This window comes from Anaerocolumna sp. AGMB13020 (assembly GCF_033100115.1).
Taxonomy (GTDB): Bacteria; Bacillota; Clostridia; order Lachnospirales; family Lachnospiraceae; genus Anaerocolumna.
Genome location: NZ_CP136910.1, coordinates 1,989,176 through 2,016,083 on the forward strand (window position 1 = coordinate 1,989,176; position 26,908 = coordinate 2,016,083).

A 26,908-nucleotide genomic window follows, 5' to 3' on the forward strand; every position below is an offset into this window, starting at 1 on the left:
TTATTCTAAAGCTTCGTTATTTTAAAGAATTGTTATTTTATGAATTTATTATTTCATGGCTTTGTTATTTTAAAGATTTGTTATTTTATGGTTTTGTTATTTTATGGTTTTGTTATTTTAAGGCTTTTTAAGGCTTCGTTACTCTGTGAATTTCTTAACCAGTAAGCTGCCGTTATGACCGCCAAAACCTAAGGAATTGGATATAGCATAATTTATTACTCTGTCGGTTACAGGTGTCTTTACATAATTTAAGTCCAGCTCCTCATCGGGTATTTCATAACCTACCGTTGCATGAACATAATTCTCCATAACGGATTTTACACATACAATGAACTCAACTGCACCTGCTGCACCCAGCAAATGTCCGGTCATTGACTTGGTGGAATTCACAAGGAGATTATAGGCATGGTCTTTAAAGGCCATCTTTATGGATCTGGTTTCAAACAAATCATTATGGTGGGTGCTGGTTCCGTGAGCATTGACATAATCAACCTCCTCCGGTGTTATTCCAGCTTCTTTTACTGCTGTAAGCATAGCTCTTGCTGCACCTTCTCCGTCTTCGGAAGGAGAAGTAATATGAAAAGCATCACAAGTTGCACCGTAACCGGCTATTTCCGCCAATATGGTTGCTCCTCTCTCCACCGCATGTTCATAGGATTCCAATACTACGATTCCTGCTCCTTCTCCCATAACAAAACCGCTTCTGTCTTTATCAAAAGGGATGGAGGCTCTCTTAGGATCTGTTTCGGTGGTCATGGCTGTCAGCGCGGAAAACCCTGCCACACCAATAGGGCTGATAGCTGCTTCTGTACCGCCTGCTATCATGACATCTGCTTCGTCACACTGTATATAACGAACCGCATCACCAATAGAATGAGTACCCGTTGCACAAGCTGTAACCACATTGGTACATTTACCCTTTAGCCCGTACTGGATTGCCACGTTGCCAGCAGCCATATTCGAGATCATTAAGGGTACCAGCAAAGGAGCAACTCTTTTTGGCCCTTTCTCCACAAGCTTTGAATGCTCCCTTTCAACTGCCTGAAGGCTTCCGATACCGGAACCTACACAAACACCGACTCTGGTTACATCTTCTTTTGTCAAATCCAGTCCTGAATTCTTAATAGCTTCACCTGCTGCAGCTACAGCAAACTGACAGAAGTTCTCCATACGTTTGGCAGTCTTGGCTTCCATATAGTCTTCGGGTTTAAAGTCCTTTACCTGTGCCGCCAGCTTAACCTTATATTCTGTGGTATCAAAGTAAGTAATCGGTGCAAAGGGTACCTTTTGTTCTTTTATACTTTTCCAAAAATCTTCTATATTATTACCAATAGGTGTAATAACTCCTAATCCGGTAACTACTACTCGTTTTTTCATATTCATATCCATGCCTTTCTAACCACCTGCAAATTTATGATCGCAGGCACCAAGTTACCAGTGTAAAATATTACATTTCACACTATTTTCATGTCTTCCTCAACGTATTTCATGTTTTTCGAAATATGCCTTAATTGTGCCAAAAATTTATATTCCCATACCACCATCTACAGACAATACCTGCCCTGTGATGTAAGAGGCCTTATCAGATGCCAGAAATACCACTGCCTCTGCAATGTCCTCTCCTTCACCAAATCTTTTTAGAGGAATTGTTTCAAGGGCTTTTGCTTTGATCTCCTCTTTTAGATGCACCGTCATATCCGTATTGATATACCCAGGAGCAATGGCATTTACGTTAATATTTCTGGAGGATAACTCTCTTGCCAGGGTTTTGGTCATTCCGATTACACCGGCTTTGGCTGCGCTGTAGTTAACCTGGCCGGGATTACCGTGAATACCGGAAATAGAGGAGATATTTATGATTTTTCCGTATCTTTGCTTTAACATCACTCGAGAGGCATGTTTCAAACAATAAAATACACCTTTTAAATTCGTATCGATAACCTGACTATATTCCTCATCCGTCATTTTAAGAATAAGATTATCTCTGGTGATACCTGCATTGTTTACAAGGATATCCAGTCTTTTTACATTTTCAGCAATCCAGGCAAACATTCTTTCCACATCAGAGGAGCTGGCTACATCACCCTGTAGCAGATAGGCCATGCCGCCGTTATTTTTGATGATTTCTTCTGTTTCCTTTGCAGCTTCGAAAGAACCGCAGTAATTTATAATAACAGTAGCACCGTTCTTCGCAAGAGCAACTGCTATTGCTCTTCCGATACCTCTGCTTCCACCGGTAACGAATGCTGTTTTACCCTCTAGCATGAATAACCTCCTTAAGCTTCTCAAGATCCTGTATTTTCTCTATATTAATAACGGTGACGTTTTTATCAATTTTTCTTATAAACCCTGACAGAGTCTTTCCTGGACCGATTTCTACAAACAGATCCACCCCTGCTGCCAGTAAAGTTCTGACGCTGTCTTCCCATCTTACGGAGGAATACACCTGCTTTGATAAACTCTCTCTGATACCTTCTGCCTCTGTGACAGGTTTTCCGTCTACATTTGCCACATAGGGAATTTCAGGCTTTGATACAATAATGGAGTAAAGTTCCTGAAGAAGCTTATCCCCCGCCCCTTTTAACATAGGGGAGTGAAAGGGTCCGCTGACATTTAGCGGAATAACTCTTTTTGCTCCTGCTGCCGATAACTTCTCACCGGCTGCACTTACCGCTTCTTTCTCTCCGGATATTACAATCTGTCCGGGACAATTATAATTAGCAACTACTGCTATGCCATCCACTTCTGTCAGAACCTTCTCTATGGTTTCACCGTCAAGCCCAAGCACGGCAGCCATACCGCCTAAACCTTCCGGCACAGCAGTTTCCATCAGCTCGCCTCGGATCTTGACCAGTTTAATTCCTTCTTCAAAGGATAAGACGCCGGAAGCTATAACTGCCGGATATTCTCCCAGGCTTAAACCTGCAAAGTAATCAGGGGTCAACCCCAATTCCCTTACGCCTTCGTATATGGCTAAACAGGTGACAGCCATTGCCGGCTGTGTATACCTGGTAATAGATAATTTTGTATTTTCTTCAAAGCACAGCTCCTTGATGTCCATTAAAAGGAGCTCTTCGGCTTTGTCATAAATTTCTTTTGAGGTGCTGTAAGTATCATAAAAATCCTTTCCCATGCCTGCGTATTGAGCGCCTTGACCTGGGAATATAAACGCAGTTTTTCCCATATGTTATGCCCATCCTTTTTGGATTACCTGACAGGCTTCTACTGTTATTTCCTCCAGTATTTCCTTACAGGACTGTTCTTTGGAGATGAGACCTGCTATCTGGCCTGCCATAACAGAGCCTTCGGTGATATCTCCTTCCATAACAGCTTTCCTTAAGGATCCCAGGGTTAGAAGCTCTAATTCCTCAAAGCTTCTGCCTTCCTGCTCCAATTTAAGGTAATTTCTGGTCATGTTGTTGCGAAGAGCTCTTACGGGATGCCCAGTGGAGCGGCCGGTTACTACTGAATCTATGTCCTTCGCACTGATTACTCTCTGTTTATAATTGTCATGTACGATGGATTCCTTTGCTACTACAAATCGGGTTCCGACCTGACCGCCTTTGGCTCCAAGCATAAATACCGCCGCGAGACCTCTTCCATCTCCGATACCTCCCGCTGCTATGACAGGAATGGTAACCGCATCTACAATCTGAGGAATCAGTGCCATTGTGGTAAGTTCTCCAATATGGCCGCCAGCTTCACAGCCTTCTGCTATCAAAGCATCAGCACCACTGCGCTCCATTCTCCTGGCTAACGCAACAGAAGCTACTACCGGTATAACGGTTACGCCAGCGGCTTTCCAATCCTTTATGAATTTTTCCGGATTTCCTGCGCCTGTTGTTACTACCGGAACTTTTTCTTCGATGATTACCTTTGCAATCTCCGATGCGTGAGGATTCAACATCATAATATTAACACCAAAGGGCTTATCTGTTAGCTCTTTGCATTTTCTGATTTCATTTCTTACAATTTCGGCAGTTGCACTGGCTGAAGCAATAATACCAAGCCCTCCGGCTTCAGAAACTCCTGCTGCCAGATGATGCTCTGCCACCCAGGCCATTCCGCCTTGTATAATTGGATATTTTATATGAAGCAAATCACAGATCTCTGTGTGTAATGCTTTCTGACCTTCCATTATTCCACACCCTTATTCTTTAAATAGGTTATTAAGTCTCCTACTGATTCCAGTGAATTTAAATCTTCTGAAGGTATTTCGATATCATATTCTTCTTCCATTGCCATAATCAATTCAAAAAGCTCAAGAGAATCTGCTCCTAAATCCTCTTTGAAAGTGGAGGTCTCTGTAATAGTACCTGCATCTACTGCAAGCTGTGCTGCTATGATCTCTTTAATTTTCTCTAACATATAATCTCCTATCTGTGTGCTAATGCTCACTTACATCTTAAGATGTATTTATTTTTTCTTTTTATTTTCCTGCTGTTCAGGCAGCTTGAATTCTTTATTTTTCTTATAGGCTGTTAATAACTGATCTGTACCTTTTTAAAAAGTTTGAAGATATGTTTTCTTCTGATCAGGACAATCACAAGACCTATGATAACAATAAGTGCCGCTACAATAGCTGTTATAATCCTGAACAGATTCCTGATGCTGCGCTTAAAGACATGAATCGTAAATCCTCTATATTGGGCATTCGGTTCCTCTTCTTCTGCTTCCATGACTGCTACCGTATCATTTTCCGTAAAAAACTCCTCGGAAGCCTCCGTATACTCTTCCAGATGATTCTTAAGGATACTTCCCTTTTCCGCATCATCCTTCCGGTTTAAGGATCTTATATAGAAATATGCCCTTTTAAAAACATTTCCATCTTTGTTTCTTAAATCTTTTTCTGTAAAATTTTCTTTTAAGGAACCGGCATCCAGTTCACTTAACATATTTATCAGCGTTTGTTCATTCATTCTGTTACCTCCTGCTAAAGGTATTGGTTCACACCGTGATTCTTAGTTTTTGGTCAAAGGTAAGCTTCATTTTATTCCGTAGTCTTGACAACCTGCTGTCTACTGCTGTTACGGACATCTTCATAGCACCGGCAATGTCCTTGGAGGACTGCAGATAATAGTACCTGCGCAGTACAAGCTCCCTGTCCTTTTTGTCCAGTTCTCTTATAATCTCATTTAAAAGGAGAATATCCTCTTTTCGAAATACCTGATTTTCTACATTCTGGCTTTGATCGATGTAGTACTGGGCAATATCTGAAAAGTCTTCTTTATATTCCATTCCCTCTCTGCGGCTTAGATCACGAAGCTTATTTATTGCTGTGTTTCTGATAATTACTTTTAAATAAGTTTTCAAGGAGGCTTTTTCCATATCATAACGGTCGATATGCTTCCATAGTTTCATATAAGTGTCATTCACACATTCTTCAATATCTTCATTACGTCCGCCAAGGATTGTACCGGCAATATGGATTAAAAGCTTCTCATACTTTTCAGCCAACTTTAATAAACCCATTTCATTTTTTTCAGACAGCAGGTTTATTATTGCCTCATCCTTCAAGTTAACAGCCTCCTTTCGCATGCTCCAATACTTATACACTTTCCTTTTAAAAATCTTGCAAAAAAATTTTTATTTTTTTCTATTTTTTTTAACTTATAAATTTATAGCGAATTCATTACTGGCAGATGTTGATTTGGTATAATTTCAATGCCTGCTATCTGCCCTGTGGAAAAGCAGTAGAATGAGACGTAATGTTATCTGCAGCACTAGCTTAATTCGTCTTAACAAGAGCTGCTTCCGTATAATTATTACTGCCATTCCAAAGAATCCATTCCGTATACCCGGCATCGTATACGGCCTTTATCTGTGCTCTTATTTCCTCCTGACCGTATTCTGTATGGTGTTTAACCCAGGAGGCTGTAAAATCCTGCAACCAGGGTCTTACCTTTGCTGTTGTTGTTTTTATATCAGCTTCTTCTCCTTCAGTGGTTTCATTATTATTCTCTGCTTCCAGCACAAGCTTTGACTCCTTTAATGCTGCCAGTATGGTATCATACGGCCTCCTATCCGGATAATCGATTCCGTAAGAGCCTTCTGCATAATGAGAAGGATATATCATCGGACAAATGAAATCCAGATATTTTGCCATAGCTGCATAGTCCTGTCCCACAATTTCTGCATCTACCGAACTTCTGATAATAGTTCCGTACACATCTGCCGAGACCTTTACTCCAAGAGGTTTCAGATTATCGCAGGCATATTTGGTAAATTCCGTAATGATATCAATCCTGCTCTTATCCTTTGCCTCTGCTCCATAATTAACGTTTTTCATCCCTACATCTGTGGAGAAGCGGATATAATCGAATTGTATTTCGTCAAAACCCGTTTCAGCAGCTTCTTTTCCGATAGCAATAAGATAATCCCATACCTCCTGTTTATAGGGATTTACCCAGCTGTCACCGCTCTTGTCTTTAAATATTACACCATTCTTATCATGTAAGCTTAAATCTTTTCTTTCTTTTGCCAATAAAGGATCTTTAAAGGATACTATTCTGGCTATGAGATAAATATCTTTCTCTTTCAACTGCTCTACAAGTTTCTTTATATCCTTTATATATCTTGTTCCAGCTCCAATCTCTACCGCCAAAGGAAGTTCTGTCTTATAAGTGATTTCACCAAAATCATTTTTGATGTCGATTACCATGGCATTAACTTCGGTATTTTCCGCCAGAGCTATCAACTCCTGCATATATTCATCAATTCCGGCTCTTGCACCGGAAACATATATGCCGCGTACAGGCTCTGAGGTCTTATTGATAAGATCCTCTGTCAGAGGTTTCTGGCTGTTTACTGAGGCTTCCTGCACACTGTTTCCTAAGTCTTCCAGTGATCCCTCCTGGTTCTTAGCAGTATCCCCAGCCGGTTTATTAACAACTGTATCCTGTTCGGGTATATTGGTGGTCGTAGGCTTCTTTCTCTCAGCCTGCTCATCAAGCTCTGCTTTACCTTGTTTTATGATATCATCCGGCTCATTTAGAGACTTCTGATCTTCCTTTACATCTTCTGCTATAACATTTGGTTGTTTCACTCTGTCTATTATTGAGTAGATAAACTTATCGGGTTCTATGATTCGAAACTGCCACAAGGCAAGAAATAAAATAGCGGTTATTAGGGTAACTGAGAGTATGATAATTCCTGGTAGCCTTCTTTTTCTTTTCGTTCTCATACCCCTGTATTTTCCGGGTTTTATATACATATCACGTTTTCTCATTAATTTTATCTGCCCTTCCGCTTTATGAATCTGTATAATTTATATACTTCTGTATCTCGTTTCACCTGGATCATTCAACACATCAGTGCAGGTCAGCCTTTCCAGATGCTCCTCTTTTCTATGTCAGCTTTTGTACGTGTCATATGATATATTCGTTATATGTAAATTAAATTTACCTATATTATACAGTTCCTGGCAGAGTAGTGCATTATATTTTTTGCCTTTCTTGTCAGAATCATGCAACTAAATCAAATATATATTATTTTTCTGATTATCTGATTACTTTTCCTTTCATAATTTCTGAAAACCCATTCTATGAAATATACTTTATAGAACCCTTAAGTTGGGAATTGACACACCCTTTTTACAGTTATATAATTTTTTTGTATTGTTAATTAATATATTTGACCTATATGAATTTTATTATAAAGCATGCATATTATTCTGGTTGTGTTTTATTCTATTATGAATAAGGGGTATAAAAGATGCAGTTAGGGGGAGCAACAAAATGGATTTTAGTGATCGGTTAAAATTTTTAAGACAAAAGCATAAGCTGACGCAAGGGGAATTGGCTGGTGTTATTGGAATCAAATCAAGCGCAATTGCTAATTATGAATCACAGAGGAATGAGCCCTCTTTTAGCAAGCTGATAGCTTTATCCAATTATTTTAAGGTATCATGTGACTATATGCTTGGAGTTTCCGATAATTCACTTCGCATAGGTTATGGAGATTTTGTTAATGAAACTGCGGACTTTATCAAGAAATATAACTTGCTGTCTCCAGCAGGAAAAGAAGATGTCCTGGAATATGTTAATTATCTTTTGTACAAACAAGAGCAATATAAACAGGATTTGAATGGATAATAGTAAGGAACTGAGCATTAAGCCAATGCGGTAAGAAGCCCCCTGGCTTTCCTCTGCAAACCGGCTGAAAGATATCCTGCCAATATTGTGTGCCAGCTTTGAATAATAATTATTCGCTTTTACACACAATATCGGCAGTGTCTTACAGACAATGTATTACAGGAAAGCCACGAGGCTTCTTGCCGCTTAATATTCTATTTTTGTAACAATTATAACTCAAATTTGTCTATGAGACGGGATAACTCTCTGGATATTTCCTGAAGTAATTTTGTAGAACGTGCTATATTTGCAATACCCTCATTCTGGCATTCCAGTGAGGACGCAATCTCTTCTGTTGCTGCACTTGACTGCTGCGCTACCGATGAAATATTCTCCATTAGATGTATGGCATCCTCTTTGCCTGTATGTACTTTCTTAATATCCGTTACAACACTGTCTACATTAGTAATCACATCATAAATTGCTTTTTCAATAAGTTCAAAAGCCTCTCCTGCTTCCTTGGAGGCTGTGGTAGTATCCTGTACAGTATTAGCTCCTCTATCCATAATCTCTACTGTTCTGGTAAAGGACTCCTCGACTTCTTTGCTTAAGTTTTCGATTCCTTCTATGGATTGGGTGGTCTGTTCTGCAAGTTTAGCAATTTCCTGCGCTACGACTGCAAAACCTTTACCCTGCTCACCTGCTCTGGCACTTTCAATTCTTGCATTTACTGCAAGTAAATTCGTCTGGTCGGCAATCGCTCTGATTACAGAGGTCATATTGACAATTGAACCCAATTTGCCTGCAAGGTCATCCACTGTCCTTTTCATTTGAACAAAAACCGCACCGTTGTCATTAACCTGCTCATGAAGTTCCTTCTGGCATCTGTTTCCGTTTAAGCTGGCAGTCTTAATCTGCTCTATGCTACTCTGGATAACCGCAAGACTTACATACAAGGAATTGACACTGTCAGCCAGTAGATTCATCTTAGAAAGGCCTGTTTGTGAATTATCCGCCAAATCTGCAGCTCCTGCGGTCAGTTCTTCCGATACTTTGGATATTTCCATGGCAGACAGAGAACTTTCCTCCATAGCTGTATTCAGACTATTTACACTGTCAAGTACCTGTATGGAATTGTCCTTAATGCCGCTGACCAGCTGTACCATATTTAATCTCATATTATCAAGGGCTTTACTCATGTCACCAAGTTCGTCTTTGCTGTGTACCTCTGTTTGTTTTCTAAAGTCACCTTCTGCGTATAGCTTCAGGTTCTCTGACATACCAAGAATTGGCTTGATAATCTTGCCGGTAGGTATTACAGCAACTAGTACTGAAACTGCCATTATAATGATTCCGATAACAGCCATATCAAAGAATGCCATCCTAACCTCTTCATACATAGAAGCCAGAGATATTCCGAGATTCAAATAGCCCGACTCACCGTTGTATTGAAATCCGGTTGTGATATTATAGACTTTTGTACCATCAGGCATTTTAAGAATATTCCCTGAAATTTCTTCCCTGGATACAGGGGGTACTTTGTCTCCGCCCACTGTAGCCGAAGATACCCCGTCAACCTCATCTGTCTGTCCGAAGATTTTATCATCCGTTAAGAATACACTGGAATTAGCATCGGATAAAGAAACATAGCTGATATTTCCATTGCTTGCCCCTTTTATCTCTTGGAATATTTCCTGCATTCCTGTCAATTCTGTTACATTGTTCTTAATCAATTCTCTTTTAATCGTTGTTATCAGAGTCTGTCCGTCATTTTTCATCTGCACGGTTACTGCTCTTTGTATCATATAAAAAGATAAAGCCATGTATGCAAGACTGCATACCAGTACTATGATAACGATGATAGCCCTGATTTTCCTCCCTAATGAAAATCTCATCGTATTTCCCCCTTAATATTTTTATATATCATACTATAATTCTGCTGAAAATCAAACAAAAATTTTATTGTTCAACATTTTCTGTCATTGTTTTCACTAGTTTGACAGCAAACTCGAAAGTCTCCCTGATTAAACTAACTATTCAATCTGAGGGAGCTTTATATTTTTATACGTATATTTCTGATATAAATTTATCTATAAAAATGTCCACGCATTCGATAATGCGTGGACAAAGAGTGGAAATACCACTATTTATTTATCTAGATTCTACAAACCGCTTATCTTAAGCTTTCCCGCAGCAGAATTTATATTTCTTGCCGCTTCCGCAGGTACAGGGATCGTTTCGTCCTACTTTTTTCTCTTTGACTACGGTTTTCGATTTCTTCTGCTCAAGATAGAGTTCTTTTCTTTTCTCCTCTGGTAACAGGCTGTCCCAGACAGGAAGTTGATAGAGCCATTCTGCTTTCGCCTCTACCATGTTCTTATAAAGCATCTCTTTATCAAATCCGAGATTTACAACTGTTGTCTCTTCCATTTCTTCAATAGGGTTTTCTTTCACAAGGCTCTCGTTGATGCCATCTAAGAATCCTGTCATAAGTGAAATGGTAGTACCGTATTTTGCTGCTAGTTCAGCTACGGTTCCTTCTACAACAACTTCGGGCTCTGCAAGAATCTTCTCATAGATTCCCTGCTCTACATTAAAATAATTAGCCCAAAACAGCTGGCCTTCTTTCTGGTTTGTGTCAAGGGCATACGCAAAGTCCCTCCACTCAGTTAATAAACTCATTGTTCTACCTTCCTTTAATCATCTTTTGATTCTCTATAGATTTTTTACATAATATTTTTTATTTATGTATAATCTTAGAAATATTGCATCATACTATAATTAATCTAATTCGTCGATGATTTAGATTAACCGGTGCCATCTGAAACCGCTGGATCCCCCCTCCAGCATAAAGGATGACCGACTGTACAGTTCTCTGTGCAGCCAATACCAAAGAAAAGTTAAATACTTATCCTCCCCTTTTTAATGCAACCCTCATGGCAAAGGCGTCATGGGGGTTGTGTTTTTTCTGGAATCCTTATGAATCAAGGCTTTCAGGACTTGACACGATGAATGGCACAAGGAGTATTTTAACATAAAAATAGTTTATACGCAACTTATACGCACGTTTAATTTTTTTCTTGCATTTATTCCTTCGAATAGGTATTATTTTATATTCCTAATGCATTGAATTACAGGTTTGTGATTTACTTTAGAAGTTTTCTTGGAGCACTAATTCTTCTTTTTTTAACAGAACGCTATTACATAAAAGAACCACATGATGGGTATATCGCCTTCACGTGGTTCTTCCATTTATTGAACAGTTACTTTAATTTTTAGATATACCCCATTTTGAGCGTATGCATACACATAGCAATTTCCTTTTGACTTTGCTTTTATCATACCATTTTTACTTACAGTTATAATAGCTGCATTTGTTGTTTTGTATCGAATTGCTTCCGTATGATTTTTCATTTTTTTACCTTTTGGCAAAACCGCTTTAAAAGTCACTACCTTTGATTCTCCCACTTCAAGTGTTACTGCAGAAGTTTTTGCAGTTACTTTTACCGGATTTGCAAAAGAGCTGCCTTTCGTAATGGAGTGTGTAATGTTTGAGCTTGCAATTACTACCTTCTGTCCATCGATTACTCGATATGCTTTTACCTGATATTTATAATACGTCGCTTCTTTCAAATTTTTATGGCAGTAACTTTTTATATTTCCGGTTACATCTGCAAGTTTTTTTAGCTTATATTTATTACCACATTTGGCACCATATATGAAGTATCCATCTGCTCCTGAAACTTTTGTATAAGTTAGTGTTTGCGATAGCTTATCCGCTTTTGTTGTCAATAAAAAAGGATATATGTTTCCGGATACTGGTGTCTCATTAATAATTGAGTCCTCATATGCCAGTGCATAGGTGGAAAACTTGTCCGATTCAAAGGTAAATAAATGGGTAGCTGGATCATAAGTTCCCTCAATAATAGCCGCTGCTCCATCGTGGACTCTGACAATTTTATATGTTCTATTCTTTGTCAAATCTGTATTCCATAAATATTCCGGCACTTCAAAGCTGATACATATCATGCCATTGGTATTGGTTACTTTTATTGCTTCTCCATTTCCAATCTGCTTATACAAAGATAAATCAATATATACGGCAGGTGTGTCTTTCTTAAGATTTTCGGTAATCAGTTTCTTATCCGCCTCACTAACAGAGGCACTGATATCCGTTACTTTTAAGATAACCTTCGCATTTTCTCCGGCTGCTATTTTTGAGAGTTCATCTTTTGTGAACACGTGCGTCTTCAGATCCTCGGTGCTGGTATTCAGGCTCGTAGCTGGAGCACCAGCATCTTGCTGTTCGTTCTTTACAATCTTTCCATTATTACTACTACTATTATTTCCAATGTTACCGCTATTTCCTCCCGCACTACCAGTATTATTATTACCTGTATAAGCTGTCGCTGTGATTGTTATGGTTTTCTGGATCGTAGTCTGACTCTGTGAGCCCTTTGATACAGTGATGGTAAAGGAGTAGCTTCCATTGGTACCAGCCAGGTCTGCTGATGTGCCAGACACCGGTGCTGTGTAGCTTACTTTATTTACGGTAACTGTAACATTGCTGTCCTTCACTGCTGCTACGGCGGTGGATTTCAGTGCTGCTTTTATGGCTGCTTCATCCGTTGCGGCTGCCTGGGACATGTTACTGTAGCTTGCATCTTGTGCTGCGGATTTTGCCGCAGCAACTATTGCAATATCCGGATCAGGGGCAACATTCACCGTCGTGGTAAGAATTTTGCTGTCATGTTCGCTTCCTTTGGAAAGTGCAACATCATAGCTTCCTGTGGCACTATTATAAATAACAACTGCGGTTACTCCTGCCGCATCGGCTGCAGTGCAAAGCTGACTATCTACATAGCTTTGTACCGCTGCTGTTTTATCTGCTTGTGTTGCTCCGAAGGCTACCTCGACGGAACCATTTACAAGTGCTGCCTTTGCCGCTGACACTGCCTGTACATCGGTCACTCCTGTATAAGCTGTTGCTGTGATTGTTATGGTTTTCTGGCTGGTGGTCTGACTCTGTAACCCTTTTGATACAGTGATGGTAAAGGTGTAACTTCCATCGGTACCCTGCGGGTTTGACGATGTGCCTGCCTCTGGTAGAGTGTAGGTTTCATAATTTACATCAACTGTAACACGGCTATCATTCACTGCTGTTTCGGCGATGGATTTCAATACTGTTTGAATGGCTGTTTCATCCGTTGCGGCTATCTGGGACATGTTACTGTAGCTTGCATCTTGTGCTGCGGATTTTGCCGCAGAGACTATTGCAATATCCGGATCAGGGGCAACCTTCACCGTCATGGTAAGAATTTTGCTGTCATGTTCGCTTCCTTTGGAAAGTGCAACATCATAGCTTCCTGTCGCACTATTATAAGTAACACCTGCGGTTACTCCTGCCGCATCGGCAGCTGCGCTAAGCCGACTATCTACATAGCTTTGTACCGCTGCTGTTTTATCTGCTTGTGTTGCTCCGAAGGCTACCTCGACGGAACCATTTACAAGTGCTGCCTTTGCCGCTGACACTGCCTGTACATCGGTCACTCCTGTATAAGCTGTTGCTGTGATTGATATGGTTTTCTGGCTGGTGGTTTGACTCTGTAAGCCTTTTGATACAGTGATGGTAAAGGTGTAACTTCCATCGGTACCCTGCGGGTTTGACGATGTGCCTGCCTCTGGTAGAGTGTAGGTTTCATAATTTACATCAACTGAAACACGGCTATCATTCACTGCTGTTTCGGCGATGGATTTCAATACTGTTTGAATGGCTGTTTCATCCGTTGCGGCTATCTGGGACATGTTACTGTAGCTTGCATCTTGTGCTGCGGATTTTGCAGCAGCAACTATTGCAATATCCGGATCAGGGGCAACCTTCACCGTCATGGTAAGACTTTTGCTGTCATGTTCACTTCCTTTGGTAAGTGCAACATCATAGCTTCCTGTGGCACTATTATAAGTAACACCTGCGGTTACTCCTGCCGCATCGGCAGCTGCGCTAAGCTGACTATCTACATAGCTTTGTACCGCTGCTGTTTTATCTGCTTGTGTTGCTCCGAAGGCTACCTCGACGGAACCATTTACAAGTGCTGCCTTTGCCGCTGACACTGCCTGTACATCGGTCACTCCTGTATAAGCTGTTGCTGTAATTGATATGGTTTTCTGGCTGGTGGTCTGACTCTGCAAGCCTTTTGATACTGTAATGGTAAAGGTGTAACTTCCATCAGTACCCTGCGGGTTTGACGATGTGCCTGCCTCCGGTAGAGTGTAGGCTACATAATTAACATCAACTGTAACACTGCTATCATCCACAGCTGTTTCGGCAGTGGATTTCAGTGCTGTTTGGATGGCTGCTTCATCCATTGCGGCTGCTTGGGACATGTTACTGTAGCTTGCGTTCTCTGCCGCTGTCTTAGCAGCGTCTACTATTAAAATATCCGGATTGTTTGGATCAGGAGCAGTTTGAAAGGTTACCATCACGTTCTGGTCCTCCCATGTCCCGACGGTAGCACTCACAATTTTACCGGTGTCGCTGGTGATGGGTTCAATGGAGAGTGCATGAACCGTACCCTGGGCATTTAACCTGGTGGAATCACCGGAAATCGTGATACGGTTGCCTTGTACCCCATATTTACCGCCTGTGGCTTGTACTACAGCACCATCACTTAGTGTCACTTCGTCTGCTGCTGCGTCGTCGGCTCTACCTCCTCCACCGGCACCGATACCGCTGCCAGCAGTAGTAATAGCAGCAACTCCTGAATTGCCTCCACAAGCTGTAACCAATCCACTCTCTATGGTAATTTTACCGCTGTTACCACCTAGCTTATTATAAGCACCTCCACCGCCACCGATGCCGGCGCCGCCTCCGCCCCAATTGCCTGCAGCATTGCCACCTGTGGCTGTTACAGTACCGCTTTTGATGATGACTGTGCCACTGGTTTCCGAAGTTTGACCGCCCGACGTACTGCCATCGCCACCAATACCGGCACCACCTCCGCCATGAGCTTCCGAATCGTTTATGTTAAATCCCTCTGCACCGGTTGAATTTAAAAAGCCATTTCCATTAATCGTCAGTGTCGCGCCAGCCGGTACATGCAATCCGGCTTTCCCGCTGCCCCTTCTAATATTGAGGTGGGCGGCGTCTGGCGTAGATGATTCTGTAAAATCTAAAATATTACTCTTGCCAGCTTCAAGATTAATGGTAACTGTATAAGCACCATTGATGTTAATTGGATTAGGCTCTGATAAATCAGTTACACTTGTTGGAGCTAACGCCTTTATATTGACACCGGCAAGAGTCACAGTGCAATTACTCTCAATGGATATTGTATCGTTAGTCGATGTATCCGGGTCAGTATTGGCAATTGTACAGTCTCCTGTCACCTTTAGAACCTTTGTGCTATTGTCATATGACACCACAGAACCAGGGCTGCCACTGGTCACACTAACTGAGAAATCACCAAAGGTTTCCACCTCTGCTGCAAAAACAGCTGTAGGCAGCATGGTCAGTACCATGCAAACCGTAATCAAAATACATAAAAGTCTTTTTTTCATCTTGTTTCTATCCTCCTATTTTACTATCTTTTTGGGCCAGTAGCACACGCCCACGTCCAGTGAGCGAGGTTTGTCCAAATGAAAATCGGCACACCGGCAGTACCAGCACTGCCTTACACTCTCCGGTGTATCGGCTCTTGGCTCAAAAGCCGGGCATACCTGCCTAGGCCATATATTCCCTTCAATATTGGGTACTGAAAAGGACATGTCCTCCTGCCTGCACCGACGTTCTTTCATACTATCACTCTCCTAAGGGTAAAATTAATGCAGATTTCTTCAAACCTTCTGCTATAAAATACCATATAAACAAAAAAAAGAGCCTTTTACACTTAAAAGACTCATTTTTACACTTAAAAACTTATATTTAATTATAATTTTCAGTTGACAAATGATATTTGATTATTCTTACACCAAGAGTCGAACCCGAAACACTCTATTTTCAATTTGATATATTACCTCACCGTCATATTTCTTTGCAAAAGCAATCACGCTTTTGCTGCCTACGCCATGACCTTCTATATGGGTGAAAGGATAGCCATTTTCGTCAAGTGTAGTATCCTCTGGACAGGGATTTTCCATTTCCAGAAGCAGTCTCCCCACATTCCGGCAAATAAATTTAATAGCTAATGGTTTGCTCCCTGATTGCTTTGAGCAGGCCTTAATGGCATTTTCCAATAGATTTGACACCACCATGGAAAGTTCCAGGGAATCTACGGAAAGGTCATATGGAATATCCAACTCAATCTCTGTGCGAATGTTTGACTGTTCCGCATGCTTAGAATAATGACTGACCGCAGCATTAACCAGAGGGTTTTCACAATAAACCTTGCTCGTCTTAGGCGTAGACTGATTTTGAATCTTCAGCAGGGCGACAGCCTCCTTACTTTCTCCTTGTTCCAAAAACTCTAATAGCATATTATTGAAATGACGACGATCATGGGCAGCACGGCTGTACTGCGCCGATACCTCCTCCATCAGTTTAAGCCGTTCGGACATATTGCCTGTAGCTAATTGCAGATATTCCCGCTCTGCCTGCATTTTTTGATTCTCTTCCTTTACCCGATACTCTTGCTGAAGATTCTTGAGCGAAAGAAAAATGGAACTGTATGTTGCGAGTTCAATAAAAGTTAACAAAAGCAGTGGAACTAACTGTTCAGTGAAGGTAACAATGATATTTTTGGAAAAGAGAACATAATAGCCAAAGGTAATAAAGATGGCTAAGGCTACAGCGAAATATGCCGCCCAATGTTCCACCACCTGCCGATATAAAGGACGGATATAACGTGACATAATTAGTAAAATAGTTCCAAACAGGATCAACCGTAATATTGAGTTTGCATAAATCGGATTTGGTAATCTTCTAGAACCAATAAAGCTTAGAACAATAACGGTAACACTTATATTCTGTACCGTCAGATAACTGAACATCCACTGCATAAAGGTATCTTTGAACAATGGGCGTACTGCAAAACACAGTATAGCGAACAAAAATATATCAATTTTTGCCAGTACGGTTAGATTCCCACTAACATAACAATAAGTTGCTGAGCCCAAATTAAGAGATATAATGCCAAGCATGGTGAGGAAAGTCACTTTCTTGGAGTATTTGGGTTGCAGGAGTGTAATCATCAGCAGGATATTGGCGGTAGCTGTTATGACCCCTCGCAGAAGATTGGGAAATAGCACACTCATCTATTCACCTCCCTGGCCATTAGATAGTCCATGAATTGATCTCTTACTGCCGGATATAGCTTAGCCGCTATGGGTATAACTTTTCCACCCCGAAGAGTAAAGCTATCTTTTGCAAAACGTTCCACCCACTGCATATTAACGTAATACGAGGTATGACATTGCAGAAAACGAGTATCCTTTCGAATGGTCATACTGTATTCTGCAAAACTTTCCCGAATGGTACGAGTGATTACCTCCTCGTAGTTTCTCAGGTTAAAGATGACAGTATGGCGGCGATATTCGCAGCAAAGAATTTCAGACAGATTTAGTACTCGCAAACTGTCTGCGGTTTTAACGGTAAACGTCTTTTCCAAGGACAAATCGATTTTCGAGATAGCAAAGCTTAGCGTATCAAACAGCTGCTGTTTATTAATCGGCTTAATCAAATAGTTGATGGGGCTTGCAACATAAGCCTGCAAAGCAAATTGAGGCTCGGTAGTGGCATAGATAATCTGCGCCTCACGGTCTATGCGGCGAATTTCTTTGCCAAGTTCAATGCCACTAACCATGGGCATGACAATATCCAATAAGTAGAGATGAAAGCTCTCTGCTTCAATAGCAGTTAACAATTGGTCGGGATGAGAGAATAGTTTCATCTCTGCTTCTAATGTATGAGTGGCAATGTATTCGGTTATGTATGCGTTGATGATTTCCAATTCCCTCGGCTGGTCGTCACAAATAGCAATCCGTAGCATGGCTCCCCCTCCTGCAAATCGGCATGTCAATCTTAATTTATGCAAGAACGAATGTCGTAATTATGATGAATAATATTTTCTACAATTATATCATGTCGAATGTTGCAAGTCTATTGTTCCATAAAAATACTAACCGTGGATAATTTATAACAACGGAGGCTGAAAAAACATGACAAAATCATGTCTAATCAACCTCCTCTTTTTAATGCAGCCCCCTGGCAAAGGCATCATGGGGGTAAAGCTGTCGTATCCGGAGTGTCCAAACCCCTGTCTCAATTTACAATGACCTTTTGTCATTTATCTCATGTTAGCTTTTTTGTCTTAATCTTATTTTCCTTGGCATATTTATCAATTACCGAGCCAGGTGTGCAGTAGATAACAAGCTTGTCATTGCTTCCGCTAAAGGTGTAGTTATAGACATAGGTCACACTGGAGGGGATGGTTATCTTTTTTAATGCTTCACATCCCATAAACACCTGAAATTCAATTAACCAGACACTGCTTGGTATCTCAAGAGCTTTTAAGCTTTTACAGTTTACAAACATTCTGGCAGGAACGTAAGGGATTCCTTTTTCCAGAGTCACCTTTTCAAGTTTGGGGCAATCCGTAAATATATAAGAATCCATCGATTTCACAGATCCAGCCACCACTGCCTCCTTTAAATTTTCACAGTATCCAAATGCCATATGTCCTATCTCTTTAACTGTATTCGGTATTTTTACACTGGTTAAACCACTTTTGTTAAAGGCATAATCACCAATATATGTAATGGTTTTAGAAAATACAACCTGTTTTATGGAGGAGTCTACAAACGCATAGTCATCGATTCCCTTTAAACCTTTTGATAAGGTAACCTTCTCAAGAGTATAGGCATCACGAAAAGCTCCAGCTGCAATCCTATGTACATTATCGGGTATTTTTAATTCCTTATCTTCTCCATGATAAGAAAGTAGTATCCCATTTACAATCAGTAGTTCCTCAGGATTTCTGTAAATTGCAGGTACATACTCAAAGGCATATATACCAACGTTTTCAATATGTGTAGGAAGGTTCAGTTCCTCCAACGACGTACAATACCGAAAAGCAAATTCACCGATACTTTTTAGTCCATTCGGCAGAGTAACCTCTTTTAAGGAAGAGCATTCGGTAAACATATTGTCAGGAAGCTCAGTTACACCTTTGGGTATATTAATGCTTTCCAGCTTTTCGCATTTATAAAATGCTTCACTTCCAATTTTTATAATGGATTCTGGGAGCTTAACCGTTTTAATCGTTGTATTTTCTGCAAAGGCACTTCCGGCAATATACTTGATATCGGAAGGAACCGTTACATTTTCCTTCTTACCTTTATAAACAATTAATATCTTTCCGGCTTTTACAAACTCACCTTTGACGTTTTTAATCCATTTGGTATCTTCAAATGCAGAACCACCTATCGCTGTCAAAGAATCAGGTAAAGTCAGAACAGACAGCTTCTTGCTGTTATAAAAGGCTCTTTCTCCAATCTCCTTGGTTCCTTTTTTTATAATTACTGTTTTAAGATCCTTGTTCTCTGAAAAAGCAGAATCGTTAATAATTTTTACGGAACCGGGTATTGTTACCTCTGTCAGTTTTGAGACATAAGAAAATGCCCCTCCTCCAATTTCTTTTATGCCGTTTTTTAGGGTAAGCTTTTTTATGGATTTATGAGCAAAGGCTCCATCACCGATTTTCTTAACATTTCCAGGAATTGTTAAGGATGAAATTTCAGCAGCACTATAGGTAAAAGCCATATCACTGATCTCAGTTACGTTTGATGGTATGGTTATATTTTTACTGGTTCCGATGTATTCTTCTAAAACCCCATTTACTACACTAAAACCATTTTTTACATGTTTTTTCTGCCAGGGGGTTCCACGAAATACAACACCACCTATTTGTTTGATGCCTGCTGGAATGGTAACCTCCGTTAAACTTGAACACCAGATAAACGCACCGTACTGAATCTCCTGAACACCCTTTTTAATGGTTACCTTTTTCAGGTTAGCACAGGCATAGAAGGCATCGGAGCCAATTGTTTTTACGGTAGAAGGTATTACGACTTCTTTCAGACTGTTACAGTGGTCAAAGGCACTGTCCCCTATCACAGTTACATTTGCAGGTATGGTAACTTTGCTTGCGCTGCCAAGATATTGCATCAGGACACCGTTAAGAATCACGAAATCATTTTTCGCAGCTGATACCTGATAGGGCTGAGCACATGATACTATAATCAAAATGGCTAGTAGTACACAGCACCACTTTTTTCGGTAAGTTTTTTTAATGCTTATCATATGAAATCTCCTCATCTTTCGTTTTTCCTTTTAGTTTATACGAGTAATTTATTACAAGTATTATTGTATTGATTCAGTCAAATATACAGCAATCTCTTGCAATAATTCTACTTATAAACCGTGTAAGACCCCAGCATATTATATGCCATATCTTACAATTTTACAATAATACATCCTTTCTTCACCACCACTCCATTCTGTGTACCCACTTTGCAGTATTCAGCGTTGCGATTTTAGGAACTCAACATCACTGCATCCTTAAATTACACCTTGCTGTTTTTCGCAAATTGTCGCCCCAAAGAGGAACCTTCAGTCCTGCACAAGCAGATTTCAGACACCCCCTGGTATAAAGTATTATTCTTTTAACATTATAAAGAAAAGTTCTTCTACATATAAATAGCAGTAACAGGGCTGCTGTAAAAACCAGCAGCCCTGTTACTCTGTTCATTTTTCTCTGTGAAATGTGGATAATTATATTTTTCAAAAATTATCGGAGGTATTAGTGCTTATTAACTATGATATGATTATCTGAAAGGCCATAGTCTTTTCTTATAAAAGGGTGAAGAATCTTTCACCGCACTTTTTCCAAAGGAATCCGCATATGGAACAAAATCAATATACATTCCACCGGCAAATGGTAATGCAATCTTAGCAATATTGGAAAAGAGCTGTTCTTTCTCTCCCGTAAAGTCCACTACTAGCAGATAACTTTTTTCTTCTTCTTTGATGAGAAGCTTAAGATAGACAGCCTTAACATTTTTACAAGTTTTAAGGTACTCTGATATGGCGTTCACCATCTCCTGAGGATAATCTTTGGGTTCGCCAAGTAAAACCTTCGTATCCTCCTTTACAACCTGCTCTTCCATTTTGTTCGGTTGTTTTTTATCCAATACAACTGCTTCTATCTCATCAAGCATATTAGACGTTAAATTTAGATTAACACCAAAAGGGTTAATTACAATCCCGTCTGCTTGTTGAATAAAATGTTTCATATCTTCAAATTGCATGATTGAACCACTATATTTATTCTCCATGTCAAACTTGCGAAGTTCAGTCCAATCCGTAAAAAAGGCATAGAAATGTTTATTGTCTGCATTGGTTATAAGAGGAAATGACATTACACTGTCTTCTTTTATAACACACTCTCCAGTCTCTTCATTGGTCTTTTCCTGCCTCAGTTTGCTTGCATCCATAGCAAGCAGATATTTCCCTTGATAAATCTCATGAAAAAGCTGCTCCTCCAACTCTGGGCTCGCACTTTTTCTTATGAGCTTTTGTATAAAGTCATTTGCTGTTCGGACCAAGGTTGGATTCATGACTGGGCGGTTAATTTCTGGGATTTCTGAGAGATCCGGCTTTTCTATTATGTCAAATAGACTCAAGCCAAGGAATTGCTGACCAATGTCAATTATTATTGTCTCAAATCCGCTGCGGTATAAATCACCAAATAAGCTCATACGGTCTGCTGCTTTATTTTCCAAAAATGTTACCTGTATCATCTGCTGCATCATGTAGTCTTGATACTGATCATAAAAATCCTTTTCTGTGAAAATATAAGCGGTTGGTCTACTGTTTACAAAATCAAGATAATAATTGTTCGTTTGAAGAAAACGGGCTACCCAAAGGAACTCCTGCTGTTTCAGCCTTTCCAAGATAGTCTGATATACTTCAGATGATTTCTCCTTGCTGTATTGGATGATAAGCTGTTGTATTGTCTGCATACTAACCTCCTTAAGCAATAATTATTAGGTTATGTTTTATTTAACCTGCTTCTTGTTTCTTTGAGTCCTTTAAAAAATTTCCAACCATTTTCAGATAATCCCGTTACCAAATCTGCTGGGGCTGAAGGTGACTTGAATGCTAAATTTACTTGTGTTATAAGTTCGTATTTATCTTTTACTTTTATATTTTAAGGCACCTGAAATAATTGATATCATCTTCACCCACAATTACAAAACCCAGCTTCTCATATATCTGTCCTGCAACTGTATTTACTTTTCTATGGCTAATATTTATATTGGTTACGTGGAGGCTATCTATAAGATATTCTATTATTAACCTGATTGCAGACAATGCATATCCCTTTTTCTGATGCTTCTCATCAATCATAAAAGGATTAATAAATCCTGATACTCCGTCTTCATCATAACCAGCTCCAATTAAGCCAATATATTCATCTTTGTATTTTATTGCAAAAAGCTCCGTGTGTTCTTCATATCTGCTGATTCCAATCCAATACACATTTGGAATGGGAAAAAACTCTTTCTGCTCTAAACTCACTGATAATTCACAAATTTGCAGCCAATTGTGTTCATTCAATCCTTCAAGACATACCTCTGTATTTAGCCTTTCCTCTGACATTATACCTCCATTAAATATCACACCGTGTAATATTTTATATCCCATCAATTTCGCGATTTATACAGGAAAAATTTGTAGTAAAAACAAAATAGTTATTCTTTTCCGTTAAATATACTTTGTAAAATCTATTTATATATACCGCCTTACTTTATTCATATAATTTATATACTCCTCACCAAATTTCTGTATACACCATCTTTCCTCCGATAGGATTATCCAATGAGCAGATATTTGAAAAATTATTACAATACCCAATAAGGGCAAAGACCGTGTAAGTATCGCACAGCCTATAAAATATATGAAATAAGCTACATACATGGGATTTCTTGAAATTCCATAGATTCCCCTTGAATTGATGCCACTCTTTGCAGGTTCTGCAAAATGAATTACAGACAGTAAACACAACAGAACACCTAAACCATATATTACTAGTCCCGGATAAATCAGGTAAGTATCTGTTCTGATCTTTAAAAAACAAAGAGCTACGAAAATCAACAGGTTTGATATCTGATAAACCCAGTATGCAGACCTTTCCTTACCAACGAGAGGGGCAAAATGAGCCGCACGTTTTAAAGAGTTCTTATCTAATATTCTTAATACACCAAACCTTATAATCAAAAGAGGTAGGATTGCCAGAAATCCATTCATTATACCACACTTTCTTTAAACCTTTCGTTTAATCCCATTGTCCCGGGAAGCTTTGTTTTTGCAGTTGAGGAAAATTTTTATTGTATTCTTCTACCTCCTCCTTTGGCAGGTTGACAAAAACCTCTGATTCGTAGAATTTTCCTCTTATATCCTTCATACTGCCTTCTGCTAATTCAAAACCCATAAAAGCATTGAAATTCTCCCCTTCAGCTGTTGTAATATTAAAATGATCGCAGGTTTTAAAGCCAACTCGAGGATAATAATCAGGTTCACCAAAGATTACTATCCCTTTATAACCTTTATCAGCTGCCAATGCCATGGTCTCCTTTAATAAGAGTTCACCTACTCCGCTGCCCTGCCATTCAGGTGCCACGCAAAGAGGTCCAAAGGTAACTATATCATGAATTTTGACACCGTCTGCTACCTGAGCTTTTGAATACATGATACAGCCTATAATCTCACCGTCTTTCACAGCAATTCTGCTTAGCTCCGGTAAATAGTCTTTATCCTGACGTAATTTATGTACAAGGTAATGTTCGTCACATCCAAGATGGTGTTTATTCCAGAAAGCCTGCTGTGTCACTAATTCAACCTTGTGCCATTCTTCCTCTGTTTCCTTTCTGATGTCTACTTCCTCTCTGTCTAATCTATTTTTCATTTTAGGAAACCATCCAAACTCCAGTCTTACTTCTTTTCTTTGCAGATCATTGTTCTTATAACAGCAGGTATCCATTCCAATCAGCTGAAAGCCTTCGTGCTGATAGAAATCAATTGCATTGACATTACAGGATTGCGTTTCAAGTATAATAGCCCGCCTGCGTTCTCGTCTCGCCTGTTCCTTTGCCATATCTATCAAGGCATGTCCAATACCCTGTCTGTGATATTCGTCAGCAACCCATAGTTCTGTAATTCTCAGTCGGTTAGACCATACCTCCTGCTCCGTTTCTATTGCAGCAATCAAATTATTATCAGCCAAAACACCCCAGGCATAGGCATGCTCCCAGTGATCTTCGTATAATTTATCGGGATAATCATATTCCTCCGGTGTATGAGTAACAGGTTCAGGAAAGCTTTTCTTTTCTATCTCTATGCTGTATCCCTTATCTGTCTTATTCATGGAAACATCATAATACTTATCTGTTGTGTACTTGATTGGAAGGATTGTTCCTTTCCATTGCTCTTTTGCTAAATGGATAATATCATATTTCATACCTTACTCCTCCACTTTCTGTCCGATACATTTTTATGCTTTTTCTTCCCACATTTTAATAAAGGAAGTAAAGAAATGTAATTGACATTATGATACCCCATCTTTATCCAATATTCCAGTGATAATATAATTATAATGAAATAATCACCATTTATATTTTACTTATTCTTATATGAAAACAGCCCATTATCCTCTATTAACAGGAAACACCAAATCGTAAAATAAAATAACCAGACTGCTCTATTGTGAGTCCAGTCCGGTCATAGGTAACGCTATCCTTCTATTATTACTGCCACCTCAAAGATTACCACAGCACCTGTTTGCTCCGGCTTATTGTAATACTTGATCCCTCCATTATAGCTTTCTGCTATATGATTGGCATAATACATGCCAAGGCCGTAATGCTCCTCTCCTCTGTGAGTCTTTTCCGTATAGAACTGGTTCTTGGCATATCTTAGAGCCTCCTCTGTAAAGCCTTTGCCGTAATCTTCAATCAGAACACGAAAGACTCTCCCTTTTCTTTGAAAGCTTACTTTAACCTTTTTATCCTTCTCTGTATGCTCTGCTGCATTTTTTATGAGATTAATTACGGCTCTTGCTACAGACTCCTTATCCAAAAGGGCTTCTTCCTCTCTAATAGTATCAGAAATCAATAACTCTATATCACCGGCCTTACAGAAGGCTTCGCTTTCTTCACAAATTTCTGCTATCAGTTCTGCAAGTCTTACTTTCTCGGTTCGCCTGTCATATTGTGTGTCCCTGGTCTCATCGATTAATAATTTTATATATCTCTCGATTTTATCGGAGTAAATCCCAATAATACCTGCTGACTGGTAAATCTCCTCCAGCTTATCCTCCTCTAAGATAAGCTCAGCATTCCCTTTTATGATCGTTAGGGGGGTTTTAATGTCATGGGCCAAGGCTGAGATATTCTTCTTTCTTTCTTTTTCCGTTTCCCATTCTTTTTGGAGAGATACCGACAAGGCACTTTTCATCTCATAAAGTAATTGCAGTATATCGTCAAACTCCTTCACTACAGAGTTTTTTTGCTCAATTATTAATTCTTTGGTTTGAATCTGTTCAATTTCTTCCTGAACCGGCTTTAACAGATGTTTTAGTTTCCTGCCCAGTATAAGTGCGTTACCAATAATAAGCGCAATAAATATTAAAATAAAAAATATGAAACCCATTAATTCAGGAGCTGGAAAGAGCCAGCGCAGGGTCGGTGAAGCAAAATAAGCGGCTATTTTGTAGCTTACCAACAGATACCCTTCCCTTCGTTCAACAACCATATAGTAGCCCTTTGAATACCTCTTTTCTATATAAGCTTTCGCCTCTGCCAGTTCCTCTTTTGTAAAATTCCCCAACTGATAAACACCCTCTCTGTCAAAGATCCCATATTTGCAGGAATAGGGAAGCAGCTCTTCAGAGAATGGCTCACTTTCTGCCAGCTTTTCCTTATTCTCCTCTAAATAACGTTCCGAATAATTGGCAGGTAACAGGATACCATTATTTATAACTACAAATAATAAGCAGACAAATAATATTATTTCCAGCAATATGGTGAAAGAGAAAATAATGAACTGCTTTAGAAATAACCAAAAAAGAGTATTGGTCCTTAACTTCTTTATACCCATTTGTATCCGATCCCCCATACTGTCTCAATGGGTTTTTCTTCGTATTTTTTCAGTTTCGCCCTGATATTTTTAATATGCTCCCGTATGATACTGCTGTCACTCTCACATTGAAAGCCAAATACTTTTTCTAAAATCTGCTCCAGTGTAAATACCGTTCCTTTATTTTTTACCATAAATTCACAGATGTCATATTCACTTTTTGTCAGTTCTATTTTGTCCTGTTTATAATACAGAACCTTTTCTGATAGATCAAACCGGTAATCATTCATTACAATACGGCTGTGATATTCCCTTTTCTCTCGTCTTAAATGGGCATTCACTCTTGCCCTTAGCTCTGTTAAACTAAAGGGCTTTCTAATATAATCATCTCCGCCGATGGCAAACCCCTCCATAAGGTCCATATCCATGGTACGGGCTGTAATAAAAAGGATTGGACAGTCCACGCTGTCTCTTATCTCTTTGCAGAAAGCAAAGCCATCCATGTCCGGCATCATTACATCCAGCAGAATCAAATCATAAGCTGTAAGCTTGTCTCTTTCCACCTTATCCACCCTATCCTGTACTTCCACCAGGTGATTATCTTTTTCCAGAGCCCTTTTCACGATATTTAGAATCTGTGCATCATCATCTACTGCAAGAATTTTCGCCATTGTGTCCTCTTTTCCCTGCTAACCATTTCTTTCTA

General features: G+C 39.6%; 22 protein-coding genes. 1 reads left to right on the forward strand and 21 read right to left on the reverse strand.

Features of this window, described 5'->3' with window-relative positions; all coding sequences use genetic code 11:
* Positions 1-138: 138 nt before the first annotated feature.
* From fabF to R2R35_RS07870, 8 genes are all read right to left on the reverse strand, one after another.
* Positions 139-1,377, reverse strand: coding sequence for a beta-ketoacyl-ACP synthase II (gene fabF / locus R2R35_RS07835; protein WP_317734764.1), 1,239 nt, complete (start codon positions 1,375-1,377; stop codon positions 139-141).
* Between the two features lie 147 nt (positions 1,378-1,524).
* Positions 1,525-2,265 carry a 3-oxoacyl-[acyl-carrier-protein] reductase gene (gene fabG, locus R2R35_RS07840; protein ID WP_317733945.1) on the reverse strand — a complete coding sequence of 247 codons (741 nt, stop codon included), beginning with the start codon at positions 2,263-2,265 and terminating at the stop codon, positions 1,525-1,527.
* Complete coding sequence (fabD, locus tag R2R35_RS07845) at positions 2,252-3,184, reverse strand: ACP S-malonyltransferase (protein ID WP_317733946.1); 933 nt, start codon at positions 3,182-3,184, stop codon at positions 2,252-2,254. Before fabD ends, fabG begins: the two co-directional genes overlap by 14 nt.
* A 3-nt stretch (positions 3,185-3,187) precedes the next feature.
* Positions 3,188-4,138 carry an enoyl-[acyl-carrier-protein] reductase FabK gene (fabK, locus tag R2R35_RS07850; RefSeq protein ID WP_317733947.1) on the reverse strand — a complete coding sequence of 317 codons (951 nt, stop codon included), beginning with the start codon at positions 4,136-4,138 and terminating at the stop codon, positions 3,188-3,190.
* Positions 4,138-4,368 (reverse strand): acyl carrier protein, encoded by a 231-nt coding sequence (gene acpP, locus R2R35_RS07855; protein ID WP_033164902.1) that lies wholly within the window; start codon positions 4,366-4,368, stop codon positions 4,138-4,140. The genes fabK and acpP overlap by 1 nt, the downstream gene beginning before the upstream one ends.
* 113 nt (positions 4,369-4,481) lie before the next feature.
* On the reverse strand, positions 4,482-4,919 hold the full coding sequence (locus R2R35_RS07860) for a hypothetical protein (RefSeq protein WP_317733948.1): 438 nt from the start codon (positions 4,917-4,919) through the stop codon (positions 4,482-4,484).
* Between the two features lie 28 nt (positions 4,920-4,947).
* Positions 4,948-5,517 carry an RNA polymerase sigma factor gene (locus R2R35_RS07865; protein WP_317733949.1) on the reverse strand — a complete coding sequence of 190 codons (570 nt, stop codon included), beginning with the start codon at positions 5,515-5,517 and terminating at the stop codon, positions 4,948-4,950.
* Between the two features lie 211 nt (positions 5,518-5,728).
* The gene (locus tag R2R35_RS07870; RefSeq protein ID WP_317733950.1) at positions 5,729-7,228 is read right to left on the reverse strand and encodes a putative glycoside hydrolase; all 1,500 of its coding nucleotides are present in this window, start codon (positions 7,226-7,228) and stop codon (positions 5,729-5,731) included.
* Positions 7,229-7,736: 508 nt separating this feature from the next.
* Here R2R35_RS07870 and R2R35_RS07875 point away from each other — a divergent pair.
* Positions 7,737-8,093: a helix-turn-helix domain-containing protein gene (locus tag R2R35_RS07875; protein WP_317733951.1), complete on the forward strand. Its 357-nt coding sequence runs from the start codon at positions 7,737-7,739 to the stop codon at positions 8,091-8,093.
* A 209-nt stretch (positions 8,094-8,302) separates the two neighbouring features.
* On the opposite strand, the gene R2R35_RS07880 is transcribed toward R2R35_RS07875, so the two are convergent.
* From R2R35_RS07880 to R2R35_RS07940, 13 genes are all read right to left on the reverse strand, one after another.
* Positions 8,303-9,967 (reverse strand): methyl-accepting chemotaxis protein, encoded by a 1,665-nt coding sequence (locus R2R35_RS07880; RefSeq protein WP_317733952.1) that lies wholly within the window; start codon positions 9,965-9,967, stop codon positions 8,303-8,305.
* Positions 9,968-10,250: 283 nt separating this feature from the next.
* Positions 10,251-10,754 (reverse strand): SEC-C metal-binding domain-containing protein, encoded by a 504-nt coding sequence (locus R2R35_RS07885; protein WP_317733953.1) that lies wholly within the window; start codon positions 10,752-10,754, stop codon positions 10,251-10,253.
* Positions 10,755-11,324: 570 nt separating this feature from the next.
* Positions 11,325-15,629: a beta strand repeat-containing protein gene (locus R2R35_RS07890; RefSeq protein ID WP_317733954.1), complete on the reverse strand. Its 4,305-nt coding sequence runs from the start codon at positions 15,627-15,629 to the stop codon at positions 11,325-11,327.
* Between the two features lie 15 nt (positions 15,630-15,644).
* The gene (locus R2R35_RS07895; RefSeq protein ID WP_317733955.1) at positions 15,645-15,866 is read right to left on the reverse strand and encodes a hypothetical protein; all 222 of its coding nucleotides are present in this window, start codon (positions 15,864-15,866) and stop codon (positions 15,645-15,647) included.
* 168 nt (positions 15,867-16,034) lie between these two features.
* Positions 16,035-17,321 carry a GHKL domain-containing protein gene (locus R2R35_RS07900; protein WP_317733956.1) on the reverse strand — a complete coding sequence of 429 codons (1,287 nt, stop codon included), beginning with the start codon at positions 17,319-17,321 and terminating at the stop codon, positions 16,035-16,037.
* On the reverse strand, positions 17,318-18,055 hold the full coding sequence (locus tag R2R35_RS07905; RefSeq protein ID WP_317733957.1) for a LytR/AlgR family response regulator transcription factor: 738 nt from the start codon (positions 18,053-18,055) through the stop codon (positions 17,318-17,320). The genes R2R35_RS07900 and R2R35_RS07905 overlap by 4 nt, the downstream gene beginning before the upstream one ends.
* A gap of 302 nt (positions 18,056-18,357) precedes the next feature.
* Entirely contained in the window at positions 18,358-20,367 is a 2,010-nt protein-coding gene (locus tag R2R35_RS07910) for a leucine-rich repeat domain-containing protein (RefSeq protein WP_317733958.1), read from the reverse strand.
* A gap of 524 nt (positions 20,368-20,891) precedes the next feature.
* Positions 20,892-22,088, reverse strand: coding sequence for an enhanced serine sensitivity protein SseB (locus tag R2R35_RS07915; RefSeq protein ID WP_317733959.1), 1,197 nt, complete (start codon positions 22,086-22,088; stop codon positions 20,892-20,894).
* A gap of 181 nt (positions 22,089-22,269) precedes the next feature.
* The gene (locus R2R35_RS07920; protein ID WP_317733960.1) at positions 22,270-22,728 is read right to left on the reverse strand and encodes a GNAT family N-acetyltransferase; all 459 of its coding nucleotides are present in this window, start codon (positions 22,726-22,728) and stop codon (positions 22,270-22,272) included.
* Between the two features lie 129 nt (positions 22,729-22,857).
* Positions 22,858-23,376, reverse strand: coding sequence for a methyltransferase family protein (locus tag R2R35_RS07925; protein ID WP_317733961.1), 519 nt, complete (start codon positions 23,374-23,376; stop codon positions 22,858-22,860).
* Between the two features lie 28 nt (positions 23,377-23,404).
* Entirely contained in the window at positions 23,405-24,586 is a 1,182-nt protein-coding gene (locus R2R35_RS07930) for a GNAT family N-acetyltransferase (RefSeq protein ID WP_317733962.1), read from the reverse strand.
* Positions 24,587-24,858: 272 nt separating this feature from the next.
* Positions 24,859-26,223 (reverse strand): sensor histidine kinase, encoded by a 1,365-nt coding sequence (locus R2R35_RS07935; protein WP_317733963.1) that lies wholly within the window; start codon positions 26,221-26,223, stop codon positions 24,859-24,861.
* Positions 26,214-26,873, reverse strand: a complete 660-nt coding sequence (locus R2R35_RS07940; RefSeq protein ID WP_317733964.1) for a response regulator transcription factor — start codon at positions 26,871-26,873, stop codon at positions 26,214-26,216. The genes R2R35_RS07935 and R2R35_RS07940 overlap by 10 nt, the downstream gene beginning before the upstream one ends.
* Between the last annotated feature and the right edge of the window lie 35 nt (positions 26,874-26,908).